At 43.0% G+C, this 13007-nt stretch carries 11 protein-coding genes; 1 reads left to right on the top strand and 10 read right to left on the bottom strand.

Annotation, left to right across the window (positions count from 1 at the left end; genetic code table 11):
• Position 1 precedes the first annotated feature (1 nt).
• From GSF04_RS04270 to GSF04_RS04305, 8 genes are all read right to left on the bottom strand, one after another.
• Positions 2-1228 (bottom strand): alanine racemase, encoded by a 1227-nt coding sequence (locus tag GSF04_RS04270; protein ID WP_211856800.1) that lies wholly within the window; start codon positions 1226-1228, stop codon positions 2-4.
• 106 nt (positions 1229-1334) lie between these two features.
• Positions 1335-4553 (bottom strand): TonB-dependent receptor, encoded by a 3219-nt coding sequence (locus tag GSF04_RS04275; RefSeq protein ID WP_211856801.1) that lies wholly within the window; start codon positions 4551-4553, stop codon positions 1335-1337.
• Positions 4554-4960: 407 nt separating this feature from the next.
• Entirely contained in the window at positions 4961-5374 is a 414-nt protein-coding gene (arfB, locus tag GSF04_RS04280; RefSeq protein WP_010375624.1) for an alternative ribosome rescue aminoacyl-tRNA hydrolase ArfB, read from the bottom strand.
• An 80-nt stretch (positions 5375-5454) separates the two neighbouring features.
• Positions 5455-6663 (bottom strand): FtsX-like permease family protein, encoded by a 1209-nt coding sequence (locus GSF04_RS04285; RefSeq protein WP_039496221.1) that lies wholly within the window; start codon positions 6661-6663, stop codon positions 5455-5457.
• Positions 6664-6673: 10 nt separating this feature from the next.
• On the bottom strand, positions 6674-8005 hold the full coding sequence (locus GSF04_RS04290; RefSeq protein ID WP_211856802.1) for an ABC transporter permease: 1332 nt from the start codon (positions 8003-8005) through the stop codon (positions 6674-6676).
• A gap of 9 nt (positions 8006-8014) precedes the next feature.
• The gene (locus tag GSF04_RS04295) at positions 8015-8704 is read right to left on the bottom strand and encodes an ABC transporter ATP-binding protein (RefSeq protein WP_039496217.1); all 690 of its coding nucleotides are present in this window, start codon (positions 8702-8704) and stop codon (positions 8015-8017) included.
• A 12-nt stretch (positions 8705-8716) separates the two neighbouring features.
• Positions 8717-9988 (bottom strand): efflux RND transporter periplasmic adaptor subunit, encoded by a 1272-nt coding sequence (locus GSF04_RS04300; RefSeq protein WP_211856803.1) that lies wholly within the window; start codon positions 9986-9988, stop codon positions 8717-8719.
• A gap of 246 nt (positions 9989-10234) precedes the next feature.
• Positions 10235-11038: a hypothetical protein gene (locus GSF04_RS04305; protein WP_039496212.1), complete on the bottom strand. Its 804-nt coding sequence runs from the start codon at positions 11036-11038 to the stop codon at positions 10235-10237.
• Positions 11039-11130: 92 nt separating this feature from the next.
• On the opposite strand from GSF04_RS04305, the gene GSF04_RS04310 reads away from it, so the two are divergent.
• On the top strand, positions 11131-12030 hold the full coding sequence (locus GSF04_RS04310) for a response regulator (RefSeq protein ID WP_130127548.1): 900 nt from the start codon (positions 11131-11133) through the stop codon (positions 12028-12030).
• Here the strand turns inward: GSF04_RS04310 and GSF04_RS04315 are convergent.
• Both GSF04_RS04315 and GSF04_RS04320 read right to left on the bottom strand, forming a co-directional pair.
• Positions 12022-12447, bottom strand: a complete 426-nt coding sequence (locus GSF04_RS04315; protein WP_045963170.1) for a hypothetical protein — start codon at positions 12445-12447, stop codon at positions 12022-12024. The two genes, GSF04_RS04310 and GSF04_RS04315, sit on opposite strands and share 9 nt — an antisense overlap.
• A 125-nt stretch (positions 12448-12572) precedes the next feature.
• Entirely contained in the window at positions 12573-12878 is a 306-nt protein-coding gene (locus GSF04_RS04320; protein WP_223193636.1) for a hypothetical protein, read from the bottom strand.
• Positions 12879-13007: the final 129 nt, after the last annotated feature.

A 13007-nucleotide genomic window follows, 5' to 3' on the forward strand; every position in this document is an offset into this window, starting at 1 on the left:
ATTAAAAATAGGTAGAAATGGTTTGGGTGATCACCCAATCTCGCTCTACAACACCAATTTGTCGCCACTTGTCAAAGGTCAAACAAGGATGAGAAGTCGAAAAGCAGATCATATCGCCAACCTGTACCTCGCACCCAGATGCAATACTTACCATAGCATGTTGATCCATGATTGTTTCGACCTTTACCGCGCCGCCTAATGAGCACAGCTGCTTTGACGGCGGAGAGTAAATCAGCTCTGGTGTGGGCATGCCAGCATCAAATGCGACATCCCTTTTACCCATACCAACTATCGCGACCCCCGGCTCTGGAGTCGAAAGCACATAAGCCCATATGCTTAAGCTCGACACCAAACTTTCCCCCAAATCGCAAGCGAGATTGCTCCGTGATAACACAGCTTGCTGCGCATCCAGATAGATCCCGGTATCGTGAATAAGGTAGCAGCCGGGACGGATCACAAAACGAAATTGCTGAGCCTGTTCACTTTTGTTTAGTGTCTTTGTCACAACATCGTACCAAGCGGAACCCGCCCCCGTGATAATAGGTAACGCCTTTGAAAACACGTTTGTTTGTCGTAAATCTGCCGCCGTTTTTATTACTGAGTCAACGAATGTGACAATCCTTTGCTCAGCGTTATGGCCGTGGATCACGCCTTCATAAAATCCGATGCCTGCTACCTCTAAGCTAGCATATTGTTGGCATACATTGACCAGCTGCACTAACGTTGCAAGATTGCGCCAACCAGCGCGACCGCCTTCAACCCCCACCTCAAGCAAAATGGAAATGCGCAGCGAATGCTGAGTAAAAAATGTGCCTAAGGCATGGGCATTTGCAATAGAGTCAACAAAACAATAGAGCTCAACGTCAGTATCAGTAAGCATGCTAGCAACTTGCTTCATATGATATTCGCCAACAAGTTGATTCGCTAAGATCACTCGTTTTGCGCCCGCAACTATGGCTACGGAAACTTGTGGTACGGTCGCTACCGTGATGGCCCATGCGCCATGTTCAAGCTGTAGTGTAAATAGCGCTGGAGACATCGTCGTCTTGCCGTGGGGTGCCAATAATACTTGGCTTTCCTTTGCAAAATTCGTCATCCAATTCGCGTTGTGGTTGATGGCGTCTTGCTTTATCACTGCAACTGGCAAACTGACCTGCTCTGTGAGAATATCCCAGCCGCTATCTTCTAGTTGCAGTGGGTCGCCAGTGCCTTTCGCTAATATTGTCATCGTTTATTCAAATCCTTGAGTTTAAACATTAATTCCCCACATCAAAATAGCGCATTGACTTACTGCGATTGGTATCAGGCCAAGCTGCACTTGGCCTTTGCTGACGTTAGAAAGTCGCACGGACGCTCAATGCAAAACGTCTATCCGTGGTAAAGTTGAGTGCCTGCGTTTTTGTCCCAGCTTGGTCCATCTGATACTTGGTTTTGGTTTCCGTATCCAATAAATTGCTGGCTTCAAAACCCACTTTCCAATGGTCGTTGATGGTGTAATACAAGCTTGCGTCCATCATACCTGACGCTTCTGCATAGGCAGGGACATACTCTTCAGATTCCCTAAGTGTGAGCAAATACTCAGAGCGCCAAGTGTATGCAAGGCGAAAAGAAATGTCCTCGTACTCATACATACCGATGATATTAAAGTTTTGGTCTGAGTAACCTTGTAGCGGCAAACCTCCAAACACTCGGAAGGTATTACGATTATCGGTTAGCGGGTTACCATTTTCATCGAAACCAAGCGTGCCTTTAGAGACTTCATTTGGATCTTCAAGTCCATCTTGATCGATATAGGTAAAGTTAAGTTGCAAACCTAAACCGCTCCATGCTCCCGGTAACATGTCGTAGAATTGTGAGTAGGAAAACTCCATCCCACGAATGGTGCCAGAGCCCGTGTTAGCGGGGCCGTAAGCAGAGACATCATAATCTTCGCCGCCATAAGACACATCAAGATCAAAGGCGCGGCTACGGATTATATTATCTAGCTTTTTGTGGAATAGCCCTACCGTCACGTAACCTGCGGACGCGAAATACCATTCGGTAGTTAAGTCAGTATTGATCGCTTCTTCAGGCTCTAAATATGGATTCCCAGAAAGTGCGGTTAGACTGATATCGTCTAGCCCAACAACGGGGTTAGTTGCCTCGTCATAATCAGCGCCGGGAGTTTGTAGCACGCGAATGTAATCCAAGTTAAGAATACTGATATTTCTGGCATCAACTAAATTTGGGTAATACAGCGCTTTTGACGCACCAAATCGCACCACTACGTCTTCTGATACACCAAAGCTCAAATTTAAGCTCGGAAGCAAAGTGCTGTAATCTGTACCTTCAACGGTACTGAGTTCAGACTCTCCCCCAGCAATGTCATAATATCGCTTATATTCTGCTTGCTGCATCACATTATTAAGTGATGTCCCCTCTTCACCACGCTTGATAAGGGCCGGTTGCACCAAAGCGCCCGTAGACTCAAGTTGATAGTTTACGTAGCGCAGGCCAATGTTGCCCACCACTGGAATGTCTTGAAACTCGAAGTCAAAATCACCGCGAATGTAAAATTCAGTACGCTTCTCGTTGGTCGAACTTATATTGTGTGCGGCGAATGGGCCTTCAACGCGATTGGGTTTGTCTGCATAAGGTACATAAGTGCCAGAGCATGTGCCGTTGTTTGCCGCACTGTTGGTGGCATTGTGCCAACCATCACGACAACCTTGACGCAAAGAGTCGGCGTAGTTTTTCACCAGATCCATACTTGGGAACAAGAAGTTATTGACCGGCCCCTGTAACACCTGACCATTGTAATAATCTGAAAAATCAACGCGCTCAAATAATTCTGGACGATTTACTGCCGCGGCGGCATTCCGGTCATCTTGGATCCAAGGAGTGCCAATTGCAGACCAGCCCTCGTAAGCGGTATCTCGCACCGTTAGGTCTTTATCTGACATATAAAAACCGGAACTGACACTCGTGAAATGACCGTCTAGCTCATACTTAAAATCCAGTTTGAAACTGTCTGATTCTGCCGTATTGCGCTCAACCTGCTCCATACCGCTGCCCAAAAACAGGTTAGGCACAGGTCCATTCCAATCTTCATTGGGTGACCAACCTGCCGCTAGAATATTGTCACTGAGAAACTCCACTGTCGGCCTTGAGCCACGCATATCGAGGAAATAAGGCGAGACAACGTGGACATGGTTTCCCCGTGTTTGACCCGACATACTGTAGTTTTGCACTTCTTTGTCGGAGTCGATCCGCTGGTAATCAAAATCGACCGTCAATCTATCTATTGGTTTTAACGTTAGTTTAAATGAAGTGTCCTTCACGGTATTTTCGTTGTAATTCCAGCGGCTACGATAAAAGAATGGCGTTTCGGGGCTCACGCCAAGTGCAATACCGGAAGTCACAAAACCATCATCTGTAGTGAGTGGATGGCCACTTTCCGTATTTTCAGTCCAATTTTGTGAAGACCCCATGAAACCTTTAAAGCCTTGAGCAGCTTGTCCTATTTGGCGCTCGTTCCACTCAAGAGATGCTTCTGAGCGAATGTGCTCTAATGTCGCAACTATGGTCTCATCGGCATTTGCCCACTGCAGTGAAGAGGTTAAGCCAGTACGTTCACGGTCATTAGTTGCTGTGCTCATATGGATAGCGACAGGCACATGCCATACACTGCCAGCTGGTTGCCCTGGTAAAGCGGGGCCATCCACAGGCGATGATGGATCAACACCGGTTATGCCACCCCATTGATCCAAGGTAGGAATAAAGGAATCGCCTCGAGAGTGGAAGTTGCCAAGGCCAACACCATCTCCTCGAGTCTGATATTCTGATGAAGAAGCTGCAATTAAAAATCCGAACTTACCTGCACTGGTTTCCCAACTGTCGGAGAACAGCGCTGAAAACGAAGGCGTCACTTCTTCTCTAAAGTCGCCATAATTGGCCTTTGCATTGAACGAGATAAGCCGCTCATCAGAGTCGAATGGTTTGCGGGTGATAAGGTTTACCGTGCCAGATATACCGCCTGAAATAAGATCCGCAGTTTGGTTTTTAACCACCTCCACCGCGCCTAGCAATTCAGCAGGAAAGTCTTCATAGCTCAAACCGCCTGACGGATTTGCACTAAAAGCGTCTCTGCCATTCACCTCAGAGCGAACCCTGTCTAAGCCTCGAACCAGCACGCCTGTACCTTCATCAGCATAATGTTTAGGGTCATCGGATGATGCAAATCGCTCAATCGTAACACCCGGCACACGCTGCAGCGCTTCAGTCACCGATTTGTCTGGTAATGCCCCGATATCTGACGCCGTGATCACGTCTTTGACCGTATCAGCGAAGCGCTTAATGTTTTGTGCGCTATTAATACTGCCCCGGATCCCGCGAACTTCAATGACTTCAACCGCTTCGTTCTGTTCCGAGATTTTGACATCGCTGTCATTTTGACCCACAGTTTCAGCAGCAACCCAAAGTGGAGAAAGCCCAAGAAGTACAGACGAAACCGCAAGGCTTAGTTTGCTTCGTTTAGGGTTATGTTTACCAATATCGGTGACTAGTTTTGACATTTTGTTGTTCCTTTCTTCTTTTTAAAAACCAGTGAAAAAGCCAGCAATGCCATCACTAGCACCACAGCCCAAAAACCTACCACACAGTGACGTGCTCTAAACGCCCCTACACATCACATGTTACTTACTAACAAAAATCCAATATTACTCTGTTACTTTTTAACATTACAGACTAAAAAGCAAACACTTTTTTGCGAGAAATTTGGCTCTGTGGACTATAGTTTTGAAATATAAGGAATTAAAATTAGTTACATCTAATCTAATGTTTAAGAAAAAATATTGACAGTTACGTTTACATATCTGGTTAATGACTAGTTCAAGCAGCTTTAAATCGAATGAGTTTTGTATTCAGTTTGCCGTACACTGGCGGGAAAATTAAGAAACCACATCATCAACAACTAAGGTCATTACCAGTTCACCGATCCCCTCAGTGATTTGGTTTGCCCGCGCTTGGTCTTTTGATTCAGGCGCTTCTTTTGCGAGCTTTTTGTTGGCTTGGTTGCTCTGCGTGCTTTTTCAACTTTGGTGGCCTCTAAGATCAGCGTTTTTAAGCGCTCCAAGGCATCTTCCTTATTTTGCTCTTGGGTACGAAAGCTTTGGGCTTTAAGCACAATGACACCCTCTTTGGTCACTCTAGAGTCTTTAAGTGCTAGCAGGCGCGCTTTATAAAAGTCAGGCAGTGTTGAGCGGTTGATATCAAACCTAAGATGAATGGCACTGGAGACTTTATTGACGTTTTGTCCACCCGCACCTTGGGCACGAATAGCGGAAATATCGATTTCCCACTCTGCTAGAGTGACATTATTTGAGATTTTAAGCATAGTAATTTCAAGCCTCCACTTGCTATTTTAACAAAGTAACGGAAGGCTTGAAATAGCAGCGCTCAGTGAAGAGCGTGTAGCTATGCTGTTCGAGTTGCGATAGCTGGAGGCACTCTTGCAGCAATCATAGCAGGGTAAGTAACCGCCAACTGACCTGCGAGCAACATTACTATCGCACCTGCAATCAAATAATCACCGGGTACACTGGTAAGCCCAAAGTAATTAACTAAATAAATATTCGCAGTGATTGCGATGACTATGCCTAGTGTAATGCCAAACAAAGACACCACCGCATTTTCAATCATAAAGTAACGTAGAATATCAGCCTGAGTCGCCCCAAGAGCACGACGAGTACCGATCTGCTTACGACGTTTATAAACGGTGTATCTTGCCTGACCGAATATCCCCAGCATAGTTACACACGCCAAAGCTGCGATCACCGCTTTTAGCGTTTGGCTCACCGCATAATCAGCTTGTAAGTTTTCCGTTTTTATTTGCTCGAAGGATTTAAAGGCATCAAGTTGACGACCAGGCTTTTTAAGCATTAAGGCTTGAACTTCCTCCATTGCAATTTCTCTTTGGCCAGGCTTTGCTTTTACTACTATGATGCTTTCTTCATAATGTTCTCTAACCGAACTTATTACGGTCATATCGTAAGCATACCAAAATCGCCAAGGTGACTTCATAGTTTCAACGATACCCACAACCTTTTGCGGTACCGATTCAACATAAATAGTTTCTCCAATCACACTGCGCCAATCGTTAGGACGAATTTTATGTGCCAAGTCCTGCGAAACTAATACGCTGGCTGATTCCGTATGGCCATCAAAATAGGTGTGTACCACATCATTATGTTGTAAGTTTCTACCCGCAACCACTCGTAGTCCAAGCGTATCTACAATGGTGTCATCCGAACCATAGTAGCCTGCGTGAGTTATCCTTTCATCTTCCTCAGGGGTTAAACCAACATCTAGTGAGCGGCCCCAGTTAGTAAGCGGCATACTAGTGATCGTACTTACACTCTCAACACTGGCTAGTGCACGGATATCGGCAAGGTCGGTATCAAGAGCTGCATTTTTTTCTTCATCGCTGCCTTCAAAATGAGTTCTAAAGCTGAACAGCTGGCTCTCGGCTAACCCTGTCGGTTGCACCAATTCTTGCTCTTTAAGTATCATCATATAAATGGCATTAACCAAAATTGTAAATGTCAGCGCAATTTGCAATATCAGTAGTAGCGGAGAAGCCTTATTTTTGTTTAAGGTTTTTAAAATTGGCAATAAATCTCTCATGGTCATGCTCCTACAGGCTTTTCAGCTGACTAGATGGTTGTACTTTTGCCGCATGTAAAGTCGGTAGCAAACCAAAAGTCACAGCACTCGCCACAGCCAATACAATCGTCATGATGACTATACCTGCGGTCATCTCAAGCATCTCAGCATAAAGATGGCTGTATAATTGCGCTGTGACACTCAAACCAATTTGCGCAAGTAATAGCCCAAGTATCCCTCCCAAGAGCCCAATAATACAGGTCTCAACAGTAAACTGAGTGATAATATCTTGTTTAGAAGCTCCAACCGCTCTACGAAGCCCAACTTCACCGGCTTTACCATGAAATTTTGCGACCATCATAGCCATACAGTTAAGCAGACAAACCACAAGAAATGCGAATGCAAGCCACACTGCTACATTGCCATCATCTTTAATAATTTTTCTTTCAATTAATTGCTCCTTTACATTAAATAATTGATGTAAAGGCTCTCGTAAAAAGCGACCATACTCTCTTTGTTCCATCGAGTAATTAATCAAAAAGTCCATGTAATTATTGCGCTCCGCCGCAGAGTTTAGTTCAACCCAATATGAAACCCATACGCATTCAGACGCTAAAATCGCCGAAAATGAGTCATCTTCGGGTTCTTTCCAGCACTGATAAGATACGTCGGAGCCAGTCCATAGCCCGTTATTGATTTGCGCTTGGAATGGGACAATAACGTCTCTAGGTTTGTTGAAAGCACGAGTTCTATAATCAAAAAACTTGGGGATGGGATACCAATCGTCGGTAACACCAACCACTCGGTACTGTAAATCCCCTAAGAGCAATGACTTACCGACGGAGTTTTCTCCACCAAATAACTTATCATTCAGCTCGCTACTGATGACCGCAACTTGCAGCCCATCCTGATCGGCAATTTCATCCCATGCACCACCAAACTTAAACGGTACCTCAAACATGTTGAAGATGTCACGGTATGCACTTCGGATTGGAGTCATTTTTGCTTCAGTAATTGACTGCTCTGTGGTGCGAGTCATTATTTTAAAACTACCAAGAGGCGTTTGATTAACGCCCTGTTTCGCATTTTGTAGATTTATTGCATCTTGATAGGTAAGAATAAAAGGTGGAACTTCTTTCCCTTGGGAAATATTGAACGGCTTGTCTGGACCATAGCTATTCAATCGAACATTAAACAAGCGGTCACTTTTTGTAGGGATCGGATCTTTTTGTAGCAGATAACTCACTGTATAAGTCGTCATAGCAGCACCAATACCTACAGCTATTGTGGCAACCATTAAAAATGACAAAAATGGCGTTTTCCGCAATGAAATAAGCGCTAATTTAAGATAGTAGCTAAGCATAACTTATCCTTAAGCAATCGCTTTGTTACAATGTTTTCGCTCAATTATCACGCCATCACGAATTTCAATAATGCGATGTGCTTTCTCAGCTTGTTGCGTATCATGCGTTACCATCACGATACTCGTTCCTTGCGCGTTAATATCCATGAGCAACTCCATAATACTATCTGCCATTTTGCTATCTAAGTTACCCGTCGGCTCGTCTGCAAGCAAAAATGAAGGCTTACCGGCTATTGCACGAGCAATCGCCACTCGTTGTTGTTGGCCACCAGATAGCTGTGATGGATAATGATCTTTGCGTGATGCAAGGCCAACTTTATTCAACGCATCCATGATCCTTTCATGGCGCTCTTTTGAAGATAATTTGCGATAGCGAAGTGGCATATCAACATTATCGTATAGGTTTAGCTCAGGAATTAAATTAAAGCTTTGAAAAATAAATCCCACTTTTTCGTTACGTAGCTTTGACTTAGCCTTATCACTTAGCTTTTCAACATTGAAACCATCCAATTCGTAACTACCGTCGCAAAAATCTTCCAACAGGCCTGTAATATTTAGAAACGTTGTTTTTCCAGAGCCAGACGGCCCCACCACAGAAACAAACTCGCCTTGCTCTATACGTAAGTCAAATGGCTGCAAAGCTTGAGTTTTTATTGTGTCTGTATAATAAGCTTTTGATAGGTGACGCATGGATAGCATGTTGCAGCTCCTTTATTGAATTATTTTCACACTGGGGGCATCTTTAAAGATCCGCGCGTCAGAGGTGATAACCTGATCGCCGATATTAAGCCCCGATAGTACTTCTACTTGTCCAATACTTCTCAATCCAATCTTTATTGGCGTTTTGACAGCCGTGCCTTCCTTTACCACATAAGCAAACTGTCCATTGTATGTTTCCAAGTATTGACCATGTGGCAGGTAGGCAATATTTTCTTTTTGTTCGAGTACAATTCGACTAGTTAACCTTTGGTTTTGCCTTAACCCCTGAATTGTGTCGTCTCTAAATCGGATTTTTCCGGCAACACGACCATTTTCAATTTCAGGCGAAATTGCAACGATTTCGCCATTATAAACGTCACCATTGAGGTTCACCTCGGCTAACATTCCTAAGGCTAAATCATCTGAATAGCTCTCAGGTATTTGTACCTCTATCTCATATTTGGAGAGATCGACCACGCTTAATAGTGGCTGATTTTTAGCCACTGAATTTTTTTGCTCGACTACTAAATTACCAACGAGTCCCCCTACTGGTGAGACAACTTTAAGTGCATCGACCTGCCTTTCAAGCTCTGCTACTTTGACTTTTTGTGCTTCAAGTTCAAGCTCTTTGGTCCGAATCTCAAACTTCTGACTTTCTTTTTGCAATTCAACTTCTTTAATTGCTAAGCGATATTCCCGCAGCGCATTTTCCAGGTCATCTTTGGCTTTTTGATAATCAATATCACTGACAACTTGAGTTTTCAAACCGTCTTCAGAGCGACGCATTTCACGCTTAGCAGCATTCAATACAACGGTAGCCTTACCTAAATAGTTTTCCTGTGCTAAGTCCTGTTTTTTAGCTTGAATGATTTGTCGCTGAAGTTCAGTATCTAACTGATTTAGCTTAGCTTGATGCTGTGCAAACTCGCTTTTTAATTCAGGACTATCTATTACGGCAAGGGTTTGACCTTCAATCACGCTATCTCCCGACTCGACCAAATAGGTCACAGTCCCTTGAGCAGGGCTATATATTGTCGGACGCCGTGCTGCGACGACTTTTCCCTGAACAGAAATATCGCGAACAAAGTCACCTTGTTTAACTGCCGAAATATGAATTTTATCGCTTGAAACAGCTGTTTGACCACTTATCCACTGCCCGACAATTGGTGCAAAAAACAAAATAGCAATAACTATGAGAATACTTGCTACCGCTATAAATACTTTATTTTTTTTAGGTCTTTCAACCACCGAGTCTTGAGCACTCGTATCTGGAATATAGGCCATGAAATAATCCTTTTTACAACTGCCTTTGTTATTGAGAAATATGCACTTTACAAGTGCTTTTCACAGCCATTCACTCAACTAGCGCTTACGTCACTTGATAGAGTTTGAAATCGAGTGAATGTATCTTTTTCGTCACTTTTCAAGTGAAGAAAATCTCAAAAGATAAAAAGCAAAACAGGTAATGTAAGTGCCTAAACCTTACACAAACTCAAGACTAATGTCACGAGAAATAAAACACTTTGTTAACTATTTGGTTTGATTCTTGACGACCTCCAAATATCGGCTTTCTATAAACTTCTTCTCTTTGGACAAGTGCTCAAGTGCATCTCGGGTTTGCTCCAACTCTTTTTGAATAGCTTGCAACTTTGGACCATCTTCAACCTCTTGTTCTTGAACCATTAGCTGTTGCAGCGCCTGGCTTTGTTCGGCAATTTGTCTTTTGTATTCATTGATAGTTTGAGACATATCTTGGCGCTCTTTTTCAAAGGTTGCGACCAGTTGCTCTAGCTCTTGCTCGGATGTACCTCCCACAGACTTAGAGGCTTCTAGTTGCTGCTTTAATGTGTCATTTTCTTTTTGTAGTTCCTCTGTAGACTCATATTGGTCATATAGCTTTCTTCTCGTTTGCTTAAGTCGCTCTAAACTTTTCGACAAATCTCCTCGAAGTTTTTTTATTAGCCGATGCGATTTAAGCAACTTACTGTTTAAATCATCCATGCGAGTTTGCTCTTCTGGCGAAATATGATCCTGTGTTGAGCGTTTAACCTCAGCTAATTGCTGTTCTAAGTGAACTTGTAAGTTAGCCAATTCTTGAATGGTGTGTTGGTTATCTTCGACAAACTTCATTGACTTGTTAATTGCATCGCGACAATGTTGAAGCAGATACTGTTGCTCTGCGTTGGATGTCCCAGCTCCACCAGCAGTCTTTGCAAACAATCTAAACTCTCGCAGGATTAACAGCAAAATATAAAACCAAAAAACTAATATCAGTAGCCCGATATTCACCGCCATATAGATAAATACATCGACTGGTAGTTTGCCTAGAAACATATTACGCACTCATTATTTTCTTACTTTCATTTTAGTATTGGTTAAAAATCATGCCTATAATAAATCTATATTTTTCAATAAAGTGGTAATGTGTGAAGATATTGCTCGTGGATGACAGTGCGGCAACACTTGAGATTATTCGTCGCGGTTTAGTACGTTTTAGATATCGTAAGCTGTTGATAAAGAAAGCACAAAGTGCAAAAGAAGCACTAAAGATTATTGGTTCTTGGCATCCAGATATTGTATTGACCGACTGGCATATGCCCGATATTTCAGGACTCGCTCTCGTCAAAGCAATCAAACAAAAACAGCTTGATGTCACCATGGCGATGGTAACGACTGTCGACGATCGTGAGCAAATTAAGCTCGCCCTTGACTATGGCGCCGCGTTTGTACTGTCAAAGCCGTTTGCTGACGACGACCTTCATAACAAAATCATGCCGCTAGTCAAAGCCGCAGAAGAAAGCAGCAAAACGAGAGAAATTCATACGCTACATAAAGGCGTGCCCTTGCCTCAAGTTGGGCAACTTGAAAAGCTAATGAACAAACATATTGATACAGAGCTGAGACTCTATCAGGTGCATCAAATGGAATATAATCCCGATAACCTTCCGTGTGTCATGGTCGCATACGAAGATCCGAGCAGCCAGAAAGTTCGCGCAATCGGAATATTTGATGTGTACTCTGTCTGTGTGCTTGCCGCATCCACAGGGAATTTAACTGATCAAGCTGGGTTTGAAGCGATTCATCAACATCAGATAACAGACGACATGTTAAGCGCCTGCCACTCAGCACTAAACTCTACGTCTTATGCATTTCTAGACGGCATAACCAGAAGGAGCCTTAGAGTAAAAACCCTACAGTTGGTCACTAAGCCTTTTCCTAAGTTAAAGCGCTTGTATAAGTCCGCCGCAAACATGCGCATAGATTTATGTTGCCAACGTCCAAATATGGCACAAGGTAAAATATTGTTGGTTGGGTTTTTAAGCTAACGCTTTAAGCAAGATGCCAGGATCGGTTATCCCAGCTTCTTTTAAAGCTTTTTGGATATTTTGGGTTAATTCAATAACTTGATTCTGCATACGTAAAATATATTCAAGTTTTTGTGTAACTAGCTCCGCTTTCATTTCATCTGAATAAGCGTCATTTGCTTTTAGCTCTTCGAGTAATTTTTGCTCTTCCTTTATTTTCTCTCTGAGTTCTTCTAGCTTTTCAACCATTTTTTGAATGTGAGGTGGTAGTGCTGCTTCTTCCTGCTCCTCTCTTACCTCTTCTCCAGATAACTTAGACATATCTTTTTCTGATAATCTGAGTGGTTTAGATTCTGCCGTTTCTTCAACCTTGGTTTTCTGCTCCATCTGACTCGAGGTTGATTGAGCTGGTGAGTGAATTAAAAAGTTCACGTTCATTTTCTTTGGCCAATATGATTTCCTTTGACCTACATATCGGTAATTTATCGAGGATCTTTAAGAAAAATTGCGCGGCTTCCTTGCCGCTGCAAGTGCTTGGGAATGGAATCACTCGGTACTGAAAACTAACCGAGTTTAAAATAATTCTGTTTTAAGATTTGCTTGCAGTTGCTTAATGCCCGATTTAATGCCTGCAACAAAGTTTTACCTTTTGCCTTGACCTTTAATGTTGGTAATCCGGGTAATAAAAGCTCAACTTGGCATAAGGTAAACTTGCCAATCTGCTTGTCCACCTGTTTTTCAATTCGTACATTTATTTTTCGAATATTGTTTGCATAGCCGCACAACGCTTCATTTATTGTTTTAGCAAAAGCCACTTTACTTGACACCGCTATCGGCTCATTTACATCAACAAGGTTCAATTTCATCATTACCTCAGACAATCGCATCACATATAACTTTGTTGAAAACTTAGAATGACTCGAATTAAAAACGCTTACGCTATCCGGGACATTCTCTCAACTTCTACTTGCGCCATGAGATCAAATCTACTAATGTTC

It is taken from the genome of Pseudoalteromonas sp. A22, assembly GCF_018141345.1.
Lineage (GTDB): Bacteria > Pseudomonadota > Gammaproteobacteria > Enterobacterales > Alteromonadaceae > Pseudoalteromonas > Pseudoalteromonas maricaloris.

Coding starts and splice junctions, on each gene's coding strand:
- arfB (WP_010375624.1), bottom strand. CDS start 5,374: ATGCTTAAAATCTCAAATAATGTCACTCTAGCAGAGTGGGAAATCGAT.
- GSF04_RS04270 (WP_211856800.1), bottom strand. CDS start 1,228: ATGACAATATTAGCGAAAGGCACTGGCGACCCACTGCAACTAGAAGAT.
- GSF04_RS04305 (WP_039496212.1), bottom strand. CDS start 11,038: ATGTTTCTAGGCAAACTACCAGTCGATGTATTTATCTATATGGCGGTG.
- GSF04_RS04290 (WP_211856802.1), bottom strand. CDS start 8,005: ATGCTTAGCTACTATCTTAAATTAGCGCTTATTTCATTGCGGAAAACG.
- GSF04_RS04285 (WP_039496221.1), bottom strand. CDS start 6,663: ATGAGAGATTTATTGCCAATTTTAAAAACCTTAAACAAAAATAAGGCT.
- GSF04_RS04320 (WP_223193636.1), bottom strand. CDS start 12,878: ATGATGAAATTGAACCTTGTTGATGTAAATGAGCCGATAGCGGTGTCA.
- GSF04_RS04300 (WP_211856803.1), bottom strand. CDS start 9,988: ATGGCCTATATTCCAGATACGAGTGCTCAAGACTCGGTGGTTGAAAGA.
- GSF04_RS04295 (WP_039496217.1), bottom strand. CDS start 8,704: ATGCTATCCATGCGTCACCTATCAAAAGCTTATTATACAGACACAATA.
- GSF04_RS04315 (WP_045963170.1), bottom strand. CDS start 12,447: ATGAACGTGAACTTTTTAATTCACTCACCAGCTCAATCAACCTCGAGT.
- GSF04_RS04275 (WP_211856801.1), bottom strand. CDS start 4,553: ATGTCAAAACTAGTCACCGATATTGGTAAACATAACCCTAAACGAAGC.